Below are 21,629 nucleotides of genomic sequence, written 5' to 3'. Positions count from 1 at the left end.
CGTCTGCTCGGCATCACTTAGCCGCCAACAGCGCGGCCATGCGGGCGGCTAGCGTGTCCCACCGCCAGTTCGCCGTCGCCCAGTCCCGCCCAGCAGCGCCCATCATGGCGGCCCGACCGGGATCGGCCAGTAGCCCACCCACGGCATCGGCAACCTGATCCACCGAGCGGCCGTCAACAATAAGCCCAGTTATGTTGTGCTGCACGGTTTCTGGCGCCCCGCCCGAGCAGCCGGCAACCACCGGCACCCCGGTCGCGGACGCTTCCAGGAACACGATGCCCAGCCCCTCGACGTCCAGCCCGGCGCCGCGGGTCCGGCATGGCATAGCGAAGACGTCTGCCATCGCATGATGCGCAGGGAGCTCGGCTCCCGATACTGCGCCGGTGAAGATTACGTGGTCGGCCACCCGGTTGCGCTGGGCCAGCCGTCGCAGCGCGGGCAGGTAGGGACCGCCGCCGACGATAACCAGCGCCGCGCCCGCGACCTGCCGGCGGATCGACGGCAGTGCGCGGATCAGCACGTCCTGACCCTTGCGGGGGACCAGCCGCGACAGGCATACCACCGTGGGTCGATGGCGCAGGCCGTAGCGGGCCCGCAGGCTGGCGCGGCTGGCCGGGTCGGGCCGGAACCGGTCGGTGTCCACCCCGGGCGGGAGGTATTCCAGCGCGGCGGCGGGCCCGAATGCCGAGGCGATCCGGGCGCGCGTGTAGCGGCTGACAAAGGTGATGACGTCGGTGCTGTCGCCGATGCGACGCAGCACTGACCGGGCCACCGGTAGCATTGACCAGCCCACCTCGTGCCCGTGCGTGCTGGCCAGCACCCGCGTCGCTCCGGCCTGCCGGGCCCGATCCGCCAGCAGCGCCAGCGGCGCCGCCGCGCCGAACCAGACGGTGTCGATGTCGTGCTCGGCGATCAGCCGGCGCATGCGGGTGTCGACGGCCGGACCGGGCAGCATCAGCGTGCCCGGATGACGCACCACCCGATATCCGGTCACCCGGTCGTCGAAGGCGTCGGCGCCCTTCCATTGCGGCGCATACACCGTCATCGCATGCGACCCGGCGGCGGTGATCCTGCGCACGAGTTCTTCCAGATAGGACTGAATGCCGCCGCGCCGCGGCGGAAAGTCGTTGGTCACCAGCAGGACCCGGGCCACCGGGAAAGGCTAGCCGGTGAGCCAGCGCTGCCAGCGCGAAAGCACGTCAGCGGAGTCACCGCGCAGCACCGCGCGCATCGCGGCGACGGCGTCGGCATGTCCTGCGCCGCAGGCAGCGACGTAGAGGCGACGCAGTGTCGCCGTCCCGTAGGCGTCGGCCACGAAGCGGGTGAACCACCACGCCTTGTCATAGGCCAGCGAGCGCTGTGGCCCGGGCACGTCGAGGTCGGCATCCGATGGCAGCGTCGTGGCCAGTGCCGCAGCCCCCACCACCGACGTGGGTGGCCGCGCGACGAAGTCGGCCGCACCCTCGGTGAGCCAGCGCGGCGCGTCAAGCGCGGTGTCGGCGCGCGTCGCGTAGTGGAAAAGCTCGTGGCACAATACGATTCGCAATGCCTCGTCGCTCATCGCGGCGGCGCCCGGCGCGAACACGATTCGCTGGCCGACGGCGAGCCGGTGATCGGGGTCGACGTGGTCGGCGACGGTGACCGCTGCGATATCAGCCCATTGCGATGCCGTTCCGCCGCCAGCTGCGGCGACAAACTGTTGCTCCGAACCGGTTGCCACAACGGTGATGTCACGCGTCCACTGCGCTCCCCAAAACGCCTGCACCGCTTCGACGGCCGCGCCGATAAAGGCCTCGACCCGACGCAGCAGCCGGTCGGTGTTCGAACCGCCAAGGCTGACCAGTCGCACCGTGCGGTCGCCGGCGACGACAAGCGTCTTAGCGGTGTCCGCGACCGCGGGGGGCGCAGGTTGGTTCCGCGGAGCGGCCAACACCGCGGCGGCCAAGGTCAGTTCGACGACAACTGCGCCGGCCAGTAGTGCCGGGAGCCAGCGGCGGCGCCACGACCGGGCCAGGACGCTCAGGATTCTCAGTAGCGGCGCGCGTTGTAGATGGGGCCGGAGGAGGTCATCGGGACCACCCGCACCGGCTGACCATAGGTCGAGGAATGAACCATCAGGCCGTCGCCGATGTAGATGCCGGCATGGGATGCGTCAGAGTAGAAGGTCAGCACGTCACCGGGCTGCAGGTCGGACAGCGCGACCGGTTGCCCGCCGTGCGCCAGCGCCTGACTGGAGTGCGGCAGCGGGATACCGGCCTGCTGGAACGCCCACATCACCAAGCCGGAGCAGTCGAAACCGCCGGGCGCGGCGCCACCCCACGCGTAGGGCTGTCCAACCTGGGTGAGGGCCGCCTGCACCGCGATCGCCGCTGCGCCCCCGGCGGCACCACCCGGCGGTAAGGCGTCGGGCGCGCCGGCGCCGGCCACCCCGTCGGCCGGCGAACCACCCGGAGCCAAGGCCTGCGGTGCGGCAGCGGCGGCCAACGCCGTCGGCGGCGGGGCCGGCCCCGGATCGGCCAGGGCCGCGCGCTGCCCCGGGGTCAGCGACTGGTACTGCGACTTGACGACGGCGATCTGCAGCTGCAGCCGGCTCTGCTTGGCTTGCAGACTGGCCCGCACCGCGGCGGCCTGCTCCGCGGCGGTCTTGGCGGCGGCCGCCGATTCGGCCGACGCCTGCTCGGCCTTAGCGGCGGCCTCTCCGGCCGCCCGATAGCTCGCCATCTGGGTCGCCAACTCGGTCGATATCACCCGCTGCACGGCCAGCTTGCTGATCAGCTGCTGCGGCGACTCGGCTGTCAGGATGGCCGCCATGCCGTCGGTGCGACCACCCATATACATCGCGGCAGCAAACTTATTGACAGACGCCTGAAAGGTTGCCAGTCGAGCCTTCGCGGCTTCCAGGTCGGCCTGGGCGTCGGCGTGCTTTTTCTCGGCGGCGCGCTGCGCAGCCAGCTTTTCATTCAGGTCGAGCTGGGCACTGTGCATGGCCTCGGTCGTCTGCTCGGCCTGACGGGACAGTTCATTCAGCTTTGCCAGCGCGTCATCTGCAGGGTCAGCGAGCACATTAGCCGAGAGAGCAGCGGAGAGGGCGACGAGGCCGGCTATCACGCCGACGGCGGAACGCTTGATACCGCATCTACCCCAGCGTCTACCGTCGAGCCCCGACCCCAAGATTTCGCATCCTTTAACCCGTCGACGAGAACGTCGAGTCTGCTTTAGGTCTCAGACAGGTTACGAAATGGTATAGGCATCAGCCAACAATGGAATATTAAGAAATCAGCAAGATTTCGGGCGGTCGTCGCGGCGTTCCTCGAAGTTGCGCCGAACCGGCACCAACCGCAGCCTGGGTGCCAGACCGGCGTCGGCGAGCACCTCCAACGCGGCGCGCTCGTCGGCGAGCAGCGTTTCCGGCACGCCCAGCAACACGCTGACGACGCAGTCGCGGCATCCGCGGCCGCGCACCGCGCACGCGTCGCAGTCGATGACCACCGGTCCGGTTTGTTCCGGTGGCGCGCTGGTGATGTGGCTGATTCTGCTGGTTTGCGCCATGAACGTGGGTCCTCTCGATTCTGTGCGCCGGGGCTGTCTGAACGCTAAACGCGGGCACCGACATTTCGCGGTGATGCACCGACCGAGGTGAGGGCGGCGACGGCGCGGGAACCGGTAACCGTCGGTGGCGGTGCTTAACGTTCACAGCCGTGGGTGCGACGCAGCTGAGCTTCGCCGAGCTGGATCCGGCCGCCGAGGTGCCGTTGCGCGAGACCACGTTCGTCGTGGTCGACCTGGAGACCACGGGGGGACGCGCGAAGGGCGCCGCGGGGGCAGCGCCGGACGCCATCACCGAGATCGGGGCGGTCAAGGTCCGCGGCGGCGCGGTGCTGGGCGAGTTCGCCACGCTGGTCGACCCGCAGCGTGACATCCCGCCACAGATCGTGCGGCTCACCGGTATCACCACGGCGATGGTGTGCGACGCGCCCACGATCGGCGCGGTGCTGCCGATGTTTTTCGACTTTGCCCGCGACGCGGTGCTGGTGGCCCACAATGCCCGGTTCGACGTCGCGTTCCTGCGCGCCGCCGCCGAGCGCCTGCACATCCCCTGGCCCCGACCGCCGGTGCTGTGCACGGTGCGGCTGGCGCGCCGGGTGCTCACCCGCGAGGAAGCGCCCAGCGTGCAGCTTGCCGCGCTGGCCCGGCTGTTCGCCGTCGCCAACCAGCCCACGCACCGCGCCCTCGCCGACGCCCGGGCCACCGTCGAGGTGCTGCACGCGCTGATCGAGCGGGTCGGCAACCAGGGTGTGCACACCTATGCCGAACTGCGCGCGTATCTGCCCGGCGTCACCCCGGCTCAGCGTGCCAAACGCACTCTCGCCGAGCATTTGCCGCACCGGCCCGGGGTATACCTGTTTCGCGCGCCTTCCGGTGAGGTGCTCTACGTTGGCACGGCAATCGACTTGCGCCGCAGGGTGGTTCAGTACTTCAACGGCGCTGACCGGCGCGCCCGGACCCGTGAGCTGGTCGCGCTGGCCAACAGCGTCGACCATGTCGAGTGCGCGCACGCGCTGGAAGCCGGCGTGCGTGAGCTGCGGTTGCTGGCCGCGCATGCCCCGCCGTACAACCGCCGCTCACGGTTCCCGCACCGCTGGTGGTGGGTCGTGCTCACCGACGAGGCGTTCCCGCGGCTGTCGGTGCTGCGAGCCCCCCGGCACGACCGCGCGGTGGGCCCGTTTCGGTCCCGCGCCGACGCCGTCGACACCGCTGCCCTGCTGGCACGGTTCACCGGGATACGCACCTGCACCCGCCGACTTGCACGCTCCGCGCGGCACGGACCGGCCTGCCCGCGGCGCGAGGTGTCGCCGTGCCCGGCCGGCCGCGACATCACCGTCGAGCAGTACGCCCCGGCGGCCCGCCGCGCCGCCGACCTGATCGACGGCTCGGACAACAGCGCGCTGGCCGCAGCGGTCGAACAGATCGCCGCGCTGGCCGAGCGGCGCCGCTACGAAAGCGCCGCCAGGCTGCGCGACCGCACCGCCACCGCGATCGAGGCGTTGTGGCGCGGCCAGCGCCTGCGGGCGCTGGCCGCGCTGCCGGAGCTGGTGGCCGCCGCGCCCGACGGGCGCGGCGGCTGGCAGCTCGCGGTGATCCGCTATGGCCGACTCGCCGCGGCGGGCTGCGCTGCCCGCGGTGTGCCACCGATGCCGGTCATCGACGCCATCCGGACCGGCGCCCAGGCGATCGTGCCGGCGGCTGCACCGCTGGGCGGCGCGCTGGTCGAGGAGACCGCGCTCATCGCGCGCTGGCTGGCGACACCGGGCGTGCGCGTCGTGTCCTGCCACGGCGCCGACGACGCGGCGGGCTGGGCCTCGCCGCTGCGATCGGCCGGACCGTGGGCGGCGTGGGCGGCGGCCGCCCGCTCAGCGCGGGCGGCCGCCGAGCAGGCCGTAACCTGTTGGGAATCAAACGGTTTGACTGAACCGCACCCACCGCGCGAGCAGCTGTTCGGCCGCCCCGCTGTCGATCGCGGCGGTGGCGCGGGCCAGGCCGTCCTCCCACGCCGGCAGCCATTCGGCGCGGCTGGATAGCCCGGCGTGGGCGACGATCGCGCCGGCGGCGTTGAGCACCACGGCGTCGCGCACCGGGCCCTTGGCCCCGGCCAGCACCGCGCGCGCCTCGGCCGCATTCGCCGCCGCGTCGCCGCCCAGCAAGTCCCGCAATTCGGCGCGGGCGAACCCGAAGCCCGCCGGGTCGAACGTCAACGTGTCCACACTGCCGGCCTGCACCCGCCAGATCGTGCTGGTCGTCGTGGTGGTCAACTCGTCAAGCCCGTCGTCGCCGTGGACCACCAACACGCTGCAGCGGCGTGCGGCGAACACCGTCGCCATCACCTCGGCCAGGTCGGCGAACGCACAACCGATCAGCCCCGCCCGCGGCTGACCCGGATTCGTCAGCGGCCCAAGCAAATTGAACACTGTGGGCACCGCGACCTCCCGTCTGACCGCCGAGGCGTGCCGGTACGACGGGTGAAACGTCGGCGCGAAGCAGAACCCGATGCCGACGTCGGCGACACTGCGCGCCACCTCGTCGGGACCCAGATCGATGCGCACCCCGAGCGCCTCCAGTGTGTCGGCGCCGCCGGCCAGCGACGACGCCGCCCGGTTGCCGTGTTTGACCACCGGCACCCCGGCGGCCGCCACCACGATCGCCGCCATCGTCGACAGGTTGACGGTGCTGACCCCGTCACCGCCGGTGCCGACCACGTCGACGGCGTTGACGCCGACGCTGGCCGGCAGCCGGCGCGCGTGGCGCAGCATGACGTCGGCCAGCTCGCCCACCTCGGCGGGCGTCGGCACCTTCATCGTCATCGCCACCCCGAAAGCCGCGATCTGCGCGGGGGTCGCAGCGCCGGTCATGATCTGGTCCATCGCCCAGGCGGCCTGGCCTCGGGCGAGCTCACGTCCTGCGGTCAACCGTCCCAGCACCTGCGGCCATGACGAACCGCCCGCCTCATCCGACGGCAACGGTCGATCTGTCACGGCCACGCGCTGATCGTCCCACGAATGGCGGGTGTCGCCGAAGGGCCGGCGCGACCCGGCTCGTCAAATGCCGCCCCCGGGTGGAGATCGTCAACTACAAAGCGTCATACTTGCGGATGTGACCAGCGCTGTGGGGACCTCGGGTACTGCGATCACCTCGCGTGTGCATTCGCTGAACCGGCCCAACATGGTCAGCGTCGGCACCATAGTCTGGCTGTCCAGCGAGCTGATGTTCTTTGCCGGGCTGTTCGCGATGTATTTCACCGCACGAGCCCAGGCCGGCGGCAACTGGCCGCCTCACCCCACCCACCTGAATCTTTATCAGGCGGTGCCGGTCACGCTGGTGCTGATCGCGTCGTCGTTCACCTGCCAGATGGGCGTGTTCGCCGCCGAGCGCGGCGACGTGTTCGGCCTGCGCCGCTGGTATGTGGTCACGTTCCTGATGGGTCTGTTCTTCGTGCTCGGCCAGGGCTACGAGTACTACCACCTGAGCAGTCACGGCACCACCATTCCCGGCAGCGCCTACGGCAGCGTGTTCTACCTGGCCACCGGCTTCCACGGATTGCACGTGATCGGCGGGTTGATCGCCTTCATCTTCCTGCTCGCCCGCACCGCGATGAGCAAGTTCACGCCGGCGCAGGCCACCGCCGGGATCGTCGTCTCCTACTACTGGCATTTCGTCGACATCGTGTGGATCGCGCTGTTCACCACGATCTACTTCATCCGATGAGCAGGCGCCCGACGGACAGGAGTGCTCGGTTGAAAACGAACCGCTCACGGCGACGTCTTCGCCGCCGCTTGTCAGGCGGGCTGCTGCTGGCGGCCGCGCTGACGCTGGCCGGCGGGCTGGCCGCGGTTTTGACACCCAAACCTCAGGTGGCTGTCGCCGACGAGTCCTCGTCGGCGCTGTTGCGCACCGGCAAGCAGCTGTTCGACACGTCCTGTGTGACCTGCCACGGTGCCAACCTGCAGGGTGTGCCCGGTCGCGGACCCAGCTTGATCGGCGTCGGTGAGGCAGCCGTGTACTTCCAGGTCTCCACCGGCCGGATGCCCGCGGTGCGCGGTGAAGCCCAGGCGCCTCGCAAAGACCCGATCTTCGACGAAGCGCAGATCGAAGCGCTGGGCGCCTACGTGCAAGCCAATGGCGGCGGCCCCACCCTGGTACGCGAGCCAGACGGCAGCCTCGCCCAAGAATCATTGCGCGGCAAGGATTTAGGCCGCGGTGGTGACCTGTTCCGGCTGAACTGCGCGTCGTGCCACAACTTCACCGGCAAGGGCGGGGCGCTGTCGTCGGGTAAATACGCGCCCGACCTGGGGCCGGCCAACGAGCAGCAGATCCTTGCCGCGATGCTGTCCGGGCCGCAGAACATGCCGAAGTTCTCCGACCGTCAGCTGTCGCCCGACGCCAAGAAAGACATCATTGCTTACGTCAAGACCGTCACCGAAGAACGCCAGCCCGGCGGCTACGGTCTCGGCGGCTTCGGTCCTGCCCCCGAGGGTATGGCGATGTGGATCATCGGGATGGTCGCCGTCATCGGCGTAGCACTGTGGATTGGGGCGCGATCATGACCGACATCGGAGACCAGGCCCGCACCGACACAAGCCGACGCCAAGAGCCCGACGAGGCGGCGCTGGCGGCGATGTCGCGCGAAGAACTCGTCGCGCTGGGCGGCCGGTTGGACGGCGTGGAAACGGTTTACAAGCAACCACGCTGGCCGGTTCAGGGCACCAGAGCTGAAAAGCGCGCGGAACGCCAAGTGGCACTGTGGCTTCTGGCCGGAGGTTTCTTCGGCATGGCGCTGCTGCTGGTGTTTTTGTTTTGGCCCTGGGAGTACAAGCCAACCGAAGCCAGCGGCAGCTTCCTCTACTCGCTGACCACACCGCTTTACGGTCTGACGTTCGGGCTTTCCCTCATGTCGATCGCCGTCGGTGCGGTGCTGTTCCAGAAGAAATTCATCCCCGAAGAGATTTCCATTCAGGAGCGCCACGACAACCGCTCCCCCGAAATCCACCGCAAGACCGTGGCGGCCAACCTGACCGACGCGTTCGAAAGCTCAACACTGCGGCGCCGCAAGATGATTGGGCTCTCGCTGGGCGTCGGGCTTGGCACGTTCGGCGTGGGCACGCTAGCGGCCTTTCTCGGTGGCCTCGTCAAAAACCCGTGGAAACCGGTGGTGCAGACCGCCCAGGGCAAAAAGGCGGTGCTGTGGACGTCGGGCTGGACTCCCCGATACCCGGGCGAAACGATCTACCTGGCCCGCGCAACCGGTCGCCACGCCGGACCGCCGTTTGTCAAGATGCGTCCGGAAGACATCGACGCCGGCGGCATGGAAACGGTGTTTCCGTGGCGGGAATCCGACGGCGATGGCACAACCCCGGAATCACACGAAAAGCTCTTGGCCATCACGATGGGCGTCCGCAATCCGGTGATGCTCATCCGCATCCGGCCGAATGACATGCCTAAGGTCGTCAAGCGCAAGGGTCAGGAGAGCTTCAACTTCGGCGAGTTCTTCGCGTTCACCAAAGTGTGCTCGCATTTGGGTTGCCCCTCTTCGCTTTACGAGCAGCAGTCCTATCGCATCCTGTGCCCGTGCCACCAGTCGCAGTTCAACGCGCTGGAATATGCCAAACCCATCTTCGGCCCGGCTGCGCGCGCATTGGCGCAGCTGCCCATCACCATCGACAGCAACGGGTATTTCGTCGCCAACGGCGACTTCATCGAACCCGTCGGACCGGCCTTCTGGGAGCGCACAACATGAGCCCGAAACTTGATATCGGCCGCATCCTTGCCCGCCAAGCCGACGACATCGACACGCGTTATCACCCGTCGGCGGCGCTGCGCCGCCAGCTCAACAAGGTGTTCCCGACACACTGGTCGTTCCTGCTCGGCGAGATCGCGCTGTATTCCTTCATCGTGCTGCTGATCACCGGTGTGTACCTGACGCTGTTCTTCGACCCGTCAATGACGGAGGTCACCTACAACGGCGTCTATCAACCGTTGCGCGGGGTGGCGATGTCGCGGGCCTACGAATCGGCGCTCAACATCTCCTTCGAAGTGCGCGGCGGCCTGTTCGTCCGCCAGATCCACCATTGGGCGGCGCTGATGTTCGCCGCGGCGATCATGGTGCACCTGGCCCGCATCTTCTTCACCGGCGCGTTTCGCCGGCCCCGCGAGACCAACTGGATCATCGGCTCGCTGCTGTTGATCCTGGCCATGTTCGAGGGTTACTTCGGCTACTCACTGCCCGACGACCTGCTCTCCGGCATCGGGCTGCGCGCCGCCCTGTCGTCAATCACCTTGGGGATGCCGGTGATCGGCACCTGGTTGCACTGGGCGCTGATGGGCGGCGACTTCCCCGGCACCATCCTCATCCCCCGGCTCTACGCGCTGCACATTCTGCTGATACCGGGCATCATCCTCGCGCTGATCGCGCTGCACCTGGCGCTGGTGTGGTTTCAGAAGCACACCCAGTTCCCGGGACCCGGCCGCACCGAAGACAATGTCGTCGGCGTGCGGGTGATGCCGGTGTTCGCCGTCAAGTCGGGCGCATTTTTCGCGCTGGTGACCGCGGTCCTCGGCTTGATGGGAGGTCTGCTGCAGATCAACCCGATCTGGAACCTGGGTCCCTACAAGCCATCTCAGGTGTCGGCGGGTTCACAGCCCGACTTCTACATGATGTGGACCGAGGGCCTGGCCCGTATCTGGCCACCGTGGGAGTTCTACTTCTGGCACCACACCATCCCGGCCCCGGTGTGGGTGGCACTGATCATGGGTCTGATTTTCGTGCTGCTGATCATCTACCCGTTTCTGGAGAAGCGGTTCAGCGGCGACTACGCCCACCACAACCTGCTGCAGCGGCCCCGCGATGTCCCGGTGCGCACCTCGGTGGGCGCGATGGCGATAGCGTTTTACATGGTGCTCACGCTGAGCGCGATGAACGACATCATCGCGTGGAAGTTCCACATCTCATTGAACGCGACGACATGGATCGGCCGGATCGGCATGGTCGTGCTGCCACCAATCGTCTACTTCGTCACCTATCGGTGGTGCCTCGGGCTGCAGCGCAGTGACCGGGCGGTGCTCGAACACGGCATCGAAACCGGCATCATCAAGCGGTTGCCGCACGGCGCCTACATCGAGTTGCACCAGCCGCTGGGTCCGGTTGACGAGCACGGCCACCCGATCCCGCTGGACTACCAGGGCGCGCCCGTGCCCAACAAGATGAACAAACTCGGGTCGGCGGGGTCGCCGGGGTCAGGCAGCTTCTTGTTCGCCGACCCGCCCTCGGAGGACGCGGCGCTGCGCGAGGCCGCCCACGCCGCCGAGCAGCGAGCGCTCACCGCGCTGCGGGAGCGCCAAAACAGCGGCAACGGTTCCCGCAACGGCGAACGCGACACTCAGCACTAGGACGGCGCTGATGTAGTGACCCCCGTGGGGCGGGGATTTGGCGGTATCGAGATTTCGACGGCTGTGATGGCTTTCGCTGGCTGATCTGATCGGGGTAGCCGTGTGGCCGGGTGGCCCGGTGGTCCCGGATCAGGCGATGGCCCAACCCCCGGCGTGTGGGTGCAAGCCCAAGGTGGCCAACCGGGCGAGGTTGATCGCTCCTGCTCGGGCCAGGATGTCGGTCAGGATGCGTTTTTGGCCGCGGCACCGCGCCTTGCGACCACCCCAGGGGCGGCGGGTGAAGTGACTGATCTTGCGTTCCACGACCGGCCGATACGTTCGGTAATCGGCCTGCCAGGCCGGATCGCGTTGGCGGGCCTTGGCGTGCTGCAGGGCGGCTTCATGGGCATGGATGGTGATCACCCGCCCGCGACGGGCTTTGGTGCACTCCGCCTGCAGTGGGCAGGACCCACAGAACGCACCGAAGCGAGCGACCTGCTGACGCCGCCCGGTGCTGATCGCCACGGTGTGCTCGGCCGGGCAGGTCACGGTGCCGGCGGCCAGGTCGATACCGAACCGGTCTTTGGAATAGCCGTTGGCGTTGCGCACCGGGGGCACCTTGGCGCGCATGTCATGACCCCGCCCGGTCTGCTCATCCAGGGTGGCCCCATCGGCGTAAGCCGAATCGCCATACACCTCAAAGACGTTCGGCTCCGACTCGTTGTGCACATGCTCGCCGTGATCGGTGATCGTTTCATCGGCATCGGCATCGGCATCGGTGGCGGCATCGGTGCTGCTGTCGGTGTCGGGGGCGGTGGCGGGTGCAGCACTTCTGATGTCGGTGGCGGGGTTGCCCAACAGCTCATCGATGACCTCACGGTCGGCGGCGTTGGCCGCGGTGATGGCCACCCCGGTGATCAGCTCGTCGTCGGGGTCGATACCCAGATGGGACTTGTAGCCATCGAAGGTCCGCGCCCGCGACTTATGCCCATGGCGGGCTTCGGTATCGACGGTGGAGATCATCCGGTCTTTGGCCACTCGCCGGGCAATGCGGAAGATTCCGTCGTCGCCGGCTTCGACGTCTTGGCCGGCCACCAGCGCCAACAACTCGACCGCCTCACTGAGTGCCCCATCGAGCTTGCGGCCGTCGAGGGCCTCCAGTGCGGCGTTGGCGTCGCGCACCAGCGCATCGACCAAGGCTTCACGCGCTTTGGGGTCATCCCAGTCACACGGTGGTTTGCCCAGGCTGGCGTAGTCATCGTCGCGGGTCAGCACGGTGCGCACCGCACCGGCCACTTCCGGATCGGCCCGATCAGCCACGGTCAGCAGTTTGCGGATCGCGGCCCGCAGCTGGATCACCGTGTCCTGGGTGGCCACCGCATCCAACAGCGGCGTCGAATCCAGCACCCGGCGTCGTCCCCGCAACAACCCCGCCGCTCGCGCGGTGGTGTTCACGTCCTCGAACAACCGCCGTGGCCGATCCGATGCGCGTAGCCGGTTGCGCATGCCGACCAGCACCGTGGGATGAAAAGCCTCGGCGTCCACCGTCAACCCGGCGGCCGCTTTCCAGCGCAGATCAAAGGCCAACCGGTCACACGCCTCCCGATCCGACAATCCCTCATAGGCCTGCAGCAGCATCACTGTGGCCATCACCCGCGCCGGCACCGTCGGTCGACCCAGCGCCGAGCGCTTGAACAGATCAGCGAAATAGTCATCGTCAAACAGTGCACCGCCGTGCTCGGCCAACAGCCGGTAAATACTGCCCGCCGGCAGCTGATCACCCACCAGCAGCATCACGTCATCGAACCGGCCCTGCCGATCCTCCCGTCCCAAAGCCACACATCAGATCCTCGTCGACCACCTACGCGAAATCCGCTCAGGCACGCCGAAAGTCAGCGACTAAAACAGCACCGCCCTAGCCCGATGCGGGCGCTGCGACAGCGTGGGCGCGCCGGTGCCGGATCGACGCGGTCAGCGCAATGTTCGATGCCGCGGGCGGTAGTGGTGACGTCACACCCTGGTGAGCAGGCGACGCAGCCGCCGCACACGATGCCAGGAGATTAGCGGCATGGTCGCCGTGACGATTCCCGCGATGCCATAGGCCGTCCAGGACGGGCCGTAGCGGCCGATGGCCATCAGGTACGTCGCCGCCGCGACCGCGATCAGGGCCACGCCCATCGTGGCTGCCAGAGCGAGCGTGCCGCGCAACCAAATCCGGTCCGCCTCCGCACCCGAGATGCCGGCAGCGGCCAGCGCGGTAAGTCGCTCAGTGCGCGCCTCGTCGGCGATGGTTCGCGGCGCGACGTAGCCCGGCCTGGCCGGGCGCCGGACCGCCTCGCGAACCCGCGGGCCCCTGGCCGGCTGGGCGCGGCCGGTGCGACGGGCCCGCAGCAACACCGGGATCGCCGCCACGATCACCAGCGCGGAGACGATGATGACGGCGTAGAGCACCCCCGGTGTGTGCGGGCTGCCCGTCCTCTGGAAACCCCGGCCCAGGTCGACCAGCGCGACCACCGCGGCCACGCTCACGCCTACCACCGCCAACCACACCGCAGCGCACGCGCCGAGCAGAATGCGGTCGACGGTGACCGGTGAGACGGTGCCCCAGCGCTGCCCGCCCCTGGGATTGTCCACGCCCATCAGCAACTGGTCTGCGGCGCGTCGCTGTTGTTGGCCGACAGCACGGTTCCGTCGCTGGTGGTGATCGAGCAGTTGAGCTTGCTGAGCCGAAGCAGGCTAGACGCCTCCACCGAGCCCACCTCCGACTGCGAGATCGGCGTGAGGGTCAGCGTCCACGGGATGTACACATTGCGCTGAGTGCGCCGCTGCCCGGACGCGTCGACGTAGGTCACGGTGATGATGTCGAAGGGCGCCTTGGTGCCGGTCACGGAATAGGTGACCTGGCGCGGGCCGGCCGGTGTCGTGGTCGCGGCCGGTGGCGGGGCGGCGGTGGGCGTGGCCGGCGGCGCCGAAGTCGCCGGCGGCGGCGGCGCCTCGGCGGCCGGCGGCGGTGGCGGGGGCGGGGGCGGCGCGGTGGTCGTCACCGTCACCGTTTCCCTGGGCGGCGGGGGCGGCAGTGCGGGCGGCGGGGTGGTGACGATGATCTCGTCCTGCATCGGCGGGGTCGACGTCGGCGCCGTGCTCGGAGTGGCCAGCTTGGTGGTGCCAGTGCGGGCGAACAACAGCGACACCGAGACCACCAGGGCGATCGCGGCCACGATCGCGGCGACACCGACTATCCACGGCCAGCGGGGAGGGCGGCCCTGGTCTTCCGCGGCCGACTCGTCATAGCTGTCGTAGTCGTAGAGCCCGAGGTCGGCCGGCACATAGGGGCCGCTGGAGAAGTGCTCAGACTCGGGCGCCGAGTACGCTTGCGAATAGAATTCGGTCGCGCTGGTCGGCTCGGAGTCGTCCTCCGGTCCCCCGTCCTCGGCGCCGCGCCCGCTGTCGGCGTCGAGTTCCTCGCTGGGCGCGCGGCCGGGGTCCAGTTCGTCAGATTCCGGTCCAGGGGGATTCGGCCCACTCATGCTTGCCTGTCCTGTTCGACTACATCACCAACGCGCGCGGCACTGCAGCTGCGCGCGCTCAAACATTTTCCATTGTGCTTCGGCAGCAACCCTACCCAACCCGGCTGGGCGGGACGGCTATGGCGAACCGGCCGCAGTTGCGCTGCTGCCCTGATTGTGACCTTTCGGCCACGCCAATCAGTGTTTCTCGGGGCCGAGATAGTACTCGAATACCAGTCCTGCCGCGGAGCTGAGCACGAACGCCACCCCGGCAACGATCAACCACGGCAACCACAGGGCGATGCCGACCGCGGCCACCGAGCCCGACAACGCGACCAGCACCGGCCACCAGCTGTGCGGGCTGAAGAAGCCCAACTCGCCTGCCCCGTCGCTGATCTCAGCTCCTTCGTAGTCCTCGGGACGGGTGTCGAGCCGACGAGCGACGAACCGAAAGAAAGTGGCGACGATCAACGCCATGCCGCCGGTGAGCGCCAGCGCGGTGGTGCCGGCCCACTCGACACCACCGGTGGCGAACAGCTGGGTCAGCACGCCGTAGAGCACCGCGGTCGCGATGAAAAACGCGGCGACAAACTCAAACAGCCTGGCTTCGATGTGCATCGCTTGTGTCCTACTTACTCGCTTGTGGTGCCAGCTCACCGCGACGGGTCTCGAACGGGTGCGTGGTGACCGCGGTGGGCGGCTGGTTGATCGCTAGCAGCGCCTCGGCGTTCGTCTTCCCTTCGCGGCGCTTTTCCAGGTAGAACTTGAAGTCGTTGGGGTGTACCACCCGCACCTCAAAGTTCATCATCGAGTGGTAGGTACCGCACATCTCGGCGCAGCGGCCGACAAACGCGCCGGTTTTCGTGATCTCGGCGACCTGGAACCTGTTCACCGAATTGTTGGCCGCAGGATTGGGCATCACGTCACGCTTGAACAAGAATTCCGGCACCCAAAACGCATGTACCACATCGGCGGAAGCCAATTGGAACTCGATGCGCTTGCCGGCCGGCAACACCAGCACCGGGATCTCGGTGCTGGTGCCCAACGTCTCGACCTTGTCGAAGTTGAGGTAGGTGCGGTCTTCGGTGTTGAGCCCACGGATCGGGCCGACGAGCTCCTCGCCGTGCTTGTCTTTTCCTTCCGGCTTGGACGCCATCGCCCGCTTGCGGGCCGGGTCGGCGCCGTCGTACACATACGTGCCGTCTTTGAAACGCACCTTCTGGTAGCCGAACTTCCAGTTCCACTGGAACGACGTGACGTCGACGACGACCTCCGGATCGGATGCAAGATGAATCATCTTCTCCTGCACCACCACCGTGAAATAGAACAGCACCGAGATGATCAGGAACGGGATGACGGTCAGCACCAGCTCAAGGGGCAGGTTGTAGCCGAACTGGCGGGGCAGTTCGGTGTCGGTCTTCTTTTTTCGGTGAAAGGCGGAGCTCCAAAAGATCAGGCCCCACACGATCACACCGACAACCAGCGAAGCGATCACTGCGCCGATCCAGAGTTGCCGGTTGACATCAGCTTCCGGAGTGATGCCCCGCGGCCAGCCCAGGGCCAGCGCTTCTGACCAGCTGCATCCGCTGAGGGTCACGGCCAGCACGCTCAGCGTGCCGGTCAGCACCAGCGGGCGACGCCCGCGGGCCAGCGCCGAGCGAAAGCCGGCAATGCCCGGCACACGACGGGGCCCGCAAGGTGTCACGGTCGTGCCTCCTGTGTCACAAGCTGGGCCAGCACGGCTCGGCTGACCCGCCGCAGCAGTCGAATACTACGCAGCGTAGACCACGCGTCGAAACCGAGCCGAGCTACCCGGGCCGTGCAATCGGCGGCGTCGGCCAGGTACGACGGCGACGGTTGTCGCGGTGGGGCATACTGGGGCGCCGTGTGTGGACTGCTGGCATTCGTGGGTCCCGCGGCCCGCGACGCCGCCGACGCCGTGGCCGACGCGTCGCACCTGATGCGCCATCGCGGCCCCGACGAGCCCGGCACCTGGGCCGACGGCAACGTTGTGTTCGGGTTCAACCGGCTGTCCATCATCGACATCGCACATTCGCATCAGCCGCTGCGGTGGGGCCCGCCGGGGATGCCGGACCGGTATGTGCTGGTGTTCAACGGCGAGATCTACAACTACCTCGAGCTGCGCGCGGAACTGGCCGCCAACCACGGCGCCGTGTTTGCCACCGACGGCGACGGCGAGGCCATCATCGCCGCCTACCACTACTGGGGCGTCGACGCGCTAGCCCGGTTGCGGGGCATGTTCGCATTTGCCCTGTGGGACACAGCTGCCGGCGAATTGTTTTGCGCCCGTGATCCTTTCGGCATCAAACCGCTGTTCATCGCAGCCGGAAGCGGCGGTGTCGCGGTGGCCAGCGAGAAGAAGTGCCTGCTGGAGCTTGCGTCGCTGATCGGGTTCGACACCGGCATCGACCGGCGGGCCGTGCAGCACTACACGGTGCTGCAGTATGTGCCCGAGCCCGAGACGCTGACCCGCGGAATCCGCCGCCTGGAATCCGGCTGTTATGCCCGCATCCGTCCCGGCGACCCCGAACCGGACATCGTCCGCTACTTCGTGCCCCGGTTTGCCGCCGAACCCATTACCCGCGACACCGAGCAGGCCCGTTACGACGAGATCACCGCGGTCCTGGAGGACTCGGTCGCCAAGCACATGCGCGCCGATGTCACCGTCGGCGCGTTCCTGTCGGGTGGCATCGATTCCACGGCGATCGCCGCACTGGCCATCCGCCACAATCCGCGGCTGATCACCTTTACCACCGGGTTCGAGCGCGAGGGCTTCTCCGAGATCGACGTCGCGGTGGCATCCGCCGAAGCGATCGGCGCGCGGCACATCGCCAAGGTGGTCAGTCCCGGCGAGTTCGTTGCCGCATTACCCGAGATCGTCTGGTACCTCGACGAACCGGTCGCCGACCCCGCGCTGGTACCGCTGTTCTTCGTCGCCCGTGAGGCCCGCAAACACGTCAAAGTGGTGCTCTCCGGCGAAGGCGCCGACGAGCTATTCGGCGGTTATACGATTTACCGGGAACCGTTGTCGCTCAAGCCTTTCGAATACCTGCCCGCACGGCTGCGGCGTTCGATGGGCAAGATGTCCAAACCGCTGCCGGACGGTATGCGGGGCAAGAGCCTGCTGCACCGCGGATCGCTGACGCTCGAGCAGCGCTACTACGGCAATGCCCGCAGCTTCTCCGACGCGCAGCTGCAAGCCGTGCTGCCCGGTTTCCGCCCGGAGTGGACGCACACCGACGTGACGGCGCCGGTGTACGCGCAGTCCGTGGGCTGGGATCCGGTGGCGCGCATGCAGCACATCGATTTGTTCACCTGGCTGCGGGGCGACATCTTGGTCAAGGCCGACAAGATGACCATGGCCAACTCCCTGGAGCTGCGGGTGCCGTTTTTGGACCCTGAGGTATTCGCGGTGGCTTCTCGCTTGCCGGTGGAGGCCAAGATCACCCGCACCACCACCAAATACGCGTTGCGGCGCGCGCTGCGGCCGATCGTGCCGGCCCATGTGCTCAACCGGCCGAAGCTGGGTTTCCCGGTGCCGATCCGACACTGGCTGCGCGCCGGGGAGCTGCTGGAGTGGGCGTACGACCTGGTGGACTCGTCGCAGGCCGGCCGGCTCATCGACATCGCTGCCGTGCGCCGCATGCTCGACGAACACCGCTGCGGCACAAGCGATCACAGTCGCCGGCTGTGGACGGTGCTGATCTTCATGCTGTGGCATGCGATCTTCGTCGAGCACACACTGGTGCCGCAGATCCAAGAACCGCACTACCCGGTGCAGCTTTAACCGCGAGCAGACGCAGAATCGCACTACACGGGCCTTCCACGTGCGATTCTGCGTCTGCTCGCGCCACCTAAGTCAGCGCGGCGGCGATCTCCCTGGCCGCTGCATCGCCGTAGGCATCGGCCAACCGCGCCACGGCGACCTCGCGGTCCCACTCCCACTCCTGCGTGCCGGTGGACTCCAGCACCAGCACGGCGACCAGCGAGCCCAACTGGGCCGAACGCTCCAGGCCCAGGCCGGCGCTTCGGCCGGTGAGGAAACCGGCCCGGAACGCATCACCCACCCCGGTGGGGTCGACCTGGCTGGTTTCCGGTACCACGTCGACATGTATCACGGTGCCGTCCGGGTCGACCAGGTCCACCCCCTTGGCGCCGAGTGTGGTGACCCGCAATCCCACCTGCGCCATCACGTCGGCTTCCGACCAGCCGGTCTTGGACAACAACAGGTCCCACTCGTAGTCGTTGGTGAACAGGTAGGTGGCGCCGTTGATCAGCCTGCGGATCTCCTCGCCGGTCAGCCGGGCCAACTGCTGGGACGGGTCGGCGGCAAACGCCAGCCCGAGCTTGCGGCACTCTTCGGTGTGCAAGAACATCGCCTCGGGATCGTTGGCGCCGATGATCACCAGCTCCGGGGTTCCGATCGCGGACACCACGTCGGCGAGCGAGATCTCGCGTGCCTGCGACATGGCCCCCGGGTAGAACGACGCGATCTGGGCCATCTCACGGTCGGTGGTGCAGACAAACCGCGCGGTGTGTGCCGTCGGCGAGATCAGCACGTGGTCGCAGTTGACGCCGTGCGCCTGCAGCCAGTCGCGGTAATCGGCGAAGTCGGCGCCGGCCGCACCGATCAGCACAACGTCGCCGCCGAGCACACCGATGGCATAGGCCATGTTTCCGCCCACCCCGCCCCGGTGGATCACCAGGTCGTCGACCAGGAAGCTCAGCGACACTTTCTGGAGATGCTCGGCCAGCAGCTGCTCGGAAAACCGGCCCGGAAACCGCATCAAATGGTCGGTTGCAATCGAACCGGTCACCGCGATCGTCACGAAAACCCCACCCTTCGTTCGTAAGCTCGTCTAGCTAAGCTTACTTAGGCTAGCCGCCGCCCGTGGGTCCCGGCCGGCGACCGGGCGTGCGCTAGCCTGCCAACGGGGGTCACCGGAACCCGAAAGCTGCGGGCGGCGCTCGCCGCCCTCGTCACGACGGTAGGAGAACTATCGATGGCCGGTCCGAACCATGGCGTCGGTGCCGGCGGACCGCCCCACACAGATCCCCACCCGAGCCAGCCGATCCCCCCGCAGCCGGCCTACGCCGGACCGTCGGCCGCCTACCCGGGCGGGTTGCCGCCGCCGGTGCCGTACCCGAAGCGGGGCCGCCGGCGACTGATCGTCGGCGCGGCGGTGGCGTCGATACTTATCGCCGCGATGACGGCCGCGATCGTCTACGGGGCACGTGAGCAACGCTCCGCCACCAGCGGCACGTTGTCCGACGCGACCGCCAAGACCGCGATCCAGGGGTATCTGGACGCGCTGGAAAACCGTGACATCGAGACCATCGCCCGCAACACCCTGTGCGGCATCTACGACGCGGTGCGCGACCGCCGCTCTGACCAGGCTCTGGCCAAGCTCAGCAGTGATGCGTTCCGCAAGCAGTTCTCGTCGGCTCAGGTCATATCGATCGACAAGATCGTGTACTGGTCGAATTACCAGGCCCAGGTGCTGTTTACCATGCGCGTGCGGCCCGCAACCGGCGGACCCCCGCGCGAGCAGGTGCAAGGCTTGGCACAGTTGTTGTTCCAGCACGGCCAGGTGCTGGTGTGCTCGTACGTGCTGCGGACCGCGGGCACCTATTAGGCGCCGACGGCTTTAGTTGAACGAGTCGCCGCAGGCGCACGAGCCGGTGGCGTTGGGGTTGTCGATCGTGAAGCCCTGCTTCTCGATGGTGTCGACGAAGTCGATCGAGGCGCCTTCCAGGTACGGAGCGCTCATCCGGTCCACGGTCAACGTGACCCCACCGAATTCCGCGGTCAGGTCGCCGTCGAGCGTGCGGTCGTCGAAGAACAGGTTGTAGCGCAGGCCTGCACAGCCTCCCGGCTGGACCGCGATGCGCAGCGCCAGGTCGTCGCGTCCTTCCTGGTCCAGCAGTGACTTCGCCTTGGCGGCGGCGGCCTCGGTCAAGATCACGCCGTGGGTCTTGGCGCTCGACTCGCCCTGAACAGTCATTGCTTCTCCCTGTATGCCTAATCGCTCGAGGGGCCGCTCGGGCCCGATGCCCGCGGGAACCCACTTAATCAAAGGTACCTTGTTGTGGCGCTATTCCCGAGTCGCGCCGCGGCCTCGCTCGCCAGGCCCATGAGCTGATTGGCCGCATCCGCCAACGCTAGCCGCACCGAACCCGCGTAATCGGCCATGGCCAGGGCGGCCAAAATGCCCGCTGAGCGCAGTGCATAACCGTCCAGTCGGACCTGGCCGGCCAGCACCAGCACCGGCACCTTTTGGGCGCGCGCGGCAGCGGCCAGCGCACCGATTACCTTGCCGTGCAGCGACTGCTCGTCGAACCGGCCCTCCCCGGTGATAACCAGGTCGGCGGCGGCGATGTCATCGGCTAAATGGGTGTGCCGGGCGATGATGGCCGCACCGGATTCCCGCCGTCCGCCCAGCGCGAGCAGGGCGGCGCCGATGCCGCCCGCCGCACCTGAACCGGATTCGGCGCTGACCGGCCGGCCGGCGGCCGCGTCGAGTCGGCTCGCCCACTCGGCGAGGCGCTCTTCGAGTGCCGCCACGGTTGCCGGGTCGGCTCCCTTTTGCGCCGCAAACACCCGTGCCGCACCCCATGGACCCAACAACGGGTAGTCGACGTCGGTCGCGGCGATCAACTCGACATCCGCCAGTAGCCGCCTCCCCTCCGCCAGCCCGCCGAGTTCCTCCACGAGCCCGCGCCCGCCGTCGGTGCTGGCGCTGCCGCCGAGCCCGACCACGATCCGCGTCGCGCCGGCATCCCGAGCCGCCACGATGAGCTGGCCGACTCCCCTGCTGTGGGCCGACCACGCGGTCTGCGGGGTAGGCGGTCCGCCGAGCAGCCCCAACCCGCAGGCCTGCGCGCTTTCGAGGTAGGCGGTCGCCGTTGCCGCGTCGAACACCCAGGCGGCGTCGACGTGGGCGTCCAGCGGACCACGCACCCGCACCCGGCGCAGCTCCCCCACCCGCTCGGCCAGCACCTCGGCGAAGCCCGGGCCGCCGTCGGACTGCGGCGCGATAGTGACGTGATCACCGGGACGGATCCGGCTCCACCCGGTGGCGATGGCCGCGGCGGCCTCCACGGCGGTCAGGGTGTCGCCGTAGCAGTCGGGGGCGATCAGCAGCCGCAAGGGCGGCACGTCGGTTCCGGTGGGCGCGCCGCCCT

19 protein-coding genes and 1 pseudogene are annotated in these 21,629 nt (G+C 68.1%); 7 read left to right on the top strand and 13 right to left on the bottom strand.

Annotated features, from left to right (window positions below):
• Positions 1-13: 13 nt before the first annotated feature.
• The 4 genes from pimB to MHEC_RS10000 form a co-directional block, all read right to left on the bottom strand.
• Positions 14-1,153, bottom strand: a complete 1,140-nt coding sequence (gene pimB / locus MHEC_RS10015) for a GDP-mannose-dependent alpha-(1-6)-phosphatidylinositol monomannoside mannosyltransferase (protein WP_048893462.1) — start codon at positions 1,151-1,153, stop codon at positions 14-16.
• Positions 1,154-1,162: 9 nt separating this feature from the next.
• Entirely contained in the window at positions 1,163-1,945 is a 783-nt protein-coding gene (locus tag MHEC_RS10010; RefSeq protein WP_372507397.1) for a hypothetical protein, read from the bottom strand.
• Between the two features lie 83 nt (positions 1,946-2,028).
• On the bottom strand, positions 2,029-3,129 hold the full coding sequence (gene ripC / locus MHEC_RS10005; protein WP_216360909.1) for a peptidoglycan hydrolase RipC: 1,101 nt from the start codon (positions 3,127-3,129) through the stop codon (positions 2,029-2,031).
• 147 nt (positions 3,130-3,276) lie between these two features.
• Positions 3,277-3,549 (bottom strand): hypothetical protein, encoded by a 273-nt coding sequence (locus MHEC_RS10000; protein WP_048893459.1) that lies wholly within the window; start codon positions 3,547-3,549, stop codon positions 3,277-3,279.
• A 149-nt stretch (positions 3,550-3,698) separates the two neighbouring features.
• On the opposite strand from MHEC_RS10000, the pseudogene MHEC_RS09995 reads away from it, so the two are divergent.
• A pseudogene (locus MHEC_RS09995) lies at positions 3,699-5,516 on the top strand (DEDD exonuclease domain-containing protein); the annotation flags it as partial.
• Here MHEC_RS09995 and trpD read toward each other — a convergent pair.
• Positions 5,454-6,536 carry an anthranilate phosphoribosyltransferase gene (gene trpD / locus MHEC_RS24145; protein WP_082170014.1) on the bottom strand — a complete coding sequence of 361 codons (1,083 nt, stop codon included), beginning with the start codon at positions 6,534-6,536 and terminating at the stop codon, positions 5,454-5,456. The pseudogene MHEC_RS09995 and the gene trpD overlap by 63 nt on opposite strands.
• A gap of 112 nt (positions 6,537-6,648) precedes the next feature.
• Between trpD and ctaE the strand changes: the two genes are divergently transcribed.
• The 4 genes from ctaE to qcrB are packed head-to-tail and all read left to right on the top strand — an operon-like array spanning position 6,649 to position 10,938.
• Positions 6,649-7,260 (top strand): aa3-type cytochrome oxidase subunit III, encoded by a 612-nt coding sequence (ctaE, locus tag MHEC_RS09990; RefSeq protein WP_003918753.1) that lies wholly within the window; start codon positions 6,649-6,651, stop codon positions 7,258-7,260.
• A complete protein-coding gene (gene qcrC, locus MHEC_RS09985; RefSeq protein WP_071700639.1) occupies positions 7,257-8,099 on the top strand; it encodes a cytochrome bc1 complex diheme cytochrome c subunit in 843 nt (280 codons plus the stop codon). The genes ctaE and qcrC overlap by 4 nt, the downstream gene beginning before the upstream one ends.
• Entirely contained in the window at positions 8,096-9,289 is a 1,194-nt protein-coding gene (qcrA, locus tag MHEC_RS09980; RefSeq protein ID WP_048893468.1) for a cytochrome bc1 complex Rieske iron-sulfur subunit, read from the top strand. Before qcrC ends, qcrA begins: the two co-directional genes overlap by 4 nt.
• The gene (gene qcrB, locus MHEC_RS09975; RefSeq protein ID WP_048893456.1) at positions 9,286-10,938 is read left to right on the top strand and encodes a cytochrome bc1 complex cytochrome b subunit; all 1,653 of its coding nucleotides are present in this window, start codon (positions 9,286-9,288) and stop codon (positions 10,936-10,938) included. Before qcrA ends, qcrB begins: the two co-directional genes overlap by 4 nt.
• Positions 10,939-11,067: 129 nt before the next feature.
• Here qcrB and MHEC_RS24705 read toward each other — a convergent pair whose 3' ends face one another.
• From MHEC_RS24705 to ctaC, 5 genes are all read right to left on the bottom strand, one after another.
• Positions 11,068-12,756 carry a transposase gene (locus MHEC_RS24705; RefSeq protein WP_099869062.1) on the bottom strand — a complete coding sequence of 563 codons (1,689 nt, stop codon included), beginning with the start codon at positions 12,754-12,756 and terminating at the stop codon, positions 11,068-11,070.
• Between the two features lie 171 nt (positions 12,757-12,927).
• Positions 12,928-13,557, bottom strand: a complete 630-nt coding sequence (locus tag MHEC_RS09965; protein WP_048893918.1) for a DUF2561 family protein — start codon at positions 13,555-13,557, stop codon at positions 12,928-12,930.
• Complete coding sequence (locus tag MHEC_RS09960) at positions 13,557-14,444, bottom strand: MmpS family transport accessory protein (protein ID WP_201399499.1); 888 nt, start codon at positions 14,442-14,444, stop codon at positions 13,557-13,559. The genes MHEC_RS09965 and MHEC_RS09960 overlap by 1 nt, the downstream gene beginning before the upstream one ends.
• 177 nt (positions 14,445-14,621) lie before the next feature.
• Positions 14,622-15,041, bottom strand: a complete 420-nt coding sequence (locus MHEC_RS09955; RefSeq protein WP_048892466.1) for a cytochrome c oxidase subunit 4 — start codon at positions 15,039-15,041, stop codon at positions 14,622-14,624.
• Positions 15,042-15,051: 10 nt separating this feature from the next.
• Entirely contained in the window at positions 15,052-16,128 is a 1,077-nt protein-coding gene (gene ctaC, locus MHEC_RS09950) for an aa3-type cytochrome oxidase subunit II (protein ID WP_372507317.1), read from the bottom strand.
• Positions 16,129-16,308: 180 nt separating this feature from the next.
• On the opposite strand from ctaC, the gene asnB reads away from it, so the two are divergent.
• Positions 16,309-18,231, top strand: coding sequence for an asparagine synthase (glutamine-hydrolyzing) (asnB, locus tag MHEC_RS09945; RefSeq protein ID WP_048892477.1), 1,923 nt, complete (start codon positions 16,309-16,311; stop codon positions 18,229-18,231).
• 67 nt (positions 18,232-18,298) lie between these two features.
• Here the strand turns inward: asnB and MHEC_RS09940 are convergent, their stop codons facing one another.
• A complete protein-coding gene (locus tag MHEC_RS09940) occupies positions 18,299-19,273 on the bottom strand; it encodes a carbohydrate kinase family protein (protein WP_048892464.1) in 975 nt (324 codons plus the stop codon).
• 174 nt (positions 19,274-19,447) lie between these two features.
• Here MHEC_RS09940 and MHEC_RS09935 point away from each other — a divergent pair, with 174 nt between their 5' ends.
• Positions 19,448-20,080: an Rv0361 family membrane protein gene (locus tag MHEC_RS09935; RefSeq protein WP_048892463.1), complete on the top strand. Its 633-nt coding sequence runs from the start codon at positions 19,448-19,450 to the stop codon at positions 20,078-20,080.
• Between the two features lie 12 nt (positions 20,081-20,092).
• Here the strand turns inward: MHEC_RS09935 and MHEC_RS09930 are convergent, their stop codons facing one another.
• Positions 20,093-20,449: a HesB/IscA family protein gene (locus tag MHEC_RS09930; RefSeq protein ID WP_048892462.1), complete on the bottom strand. Its 357-nt coding sequence runs from the start codon at positions 20,447-20,449 to the stop codon at positions 20,093-20,095.
• Between the two features lie 68 nt (positions 20,450-20,517).
• Positions 20,518-21,594 (bottom strand): glycerate kinase family protein, encoded by a 1,077-nt coding sequence (locus tag MHEC_RS09925; protein WP_099869422.1) that lies wholly within the window; start codon positions 21,592-21,594, stop codon positions 20,518-20,520.
• Positions 21,595-21,629 lie beyond the last annotated feature (35 nt).

The sequence above is a fragment of the Mycobacterium heckeshornense genome (assembly GCF_016592155.1).
Classification (GTDB): domain Bacteria; phylum Actinomycetota; class Actinomycetes; order Mycobacteriales; family Mycobacteriaceae; genus Mycobacterium; species Mycobacterium heckeshornense.
Note: the sequence above shows the minus strand (reverse complement) of the source record. Positions and strands in the feature narration are given on the sequence as shown.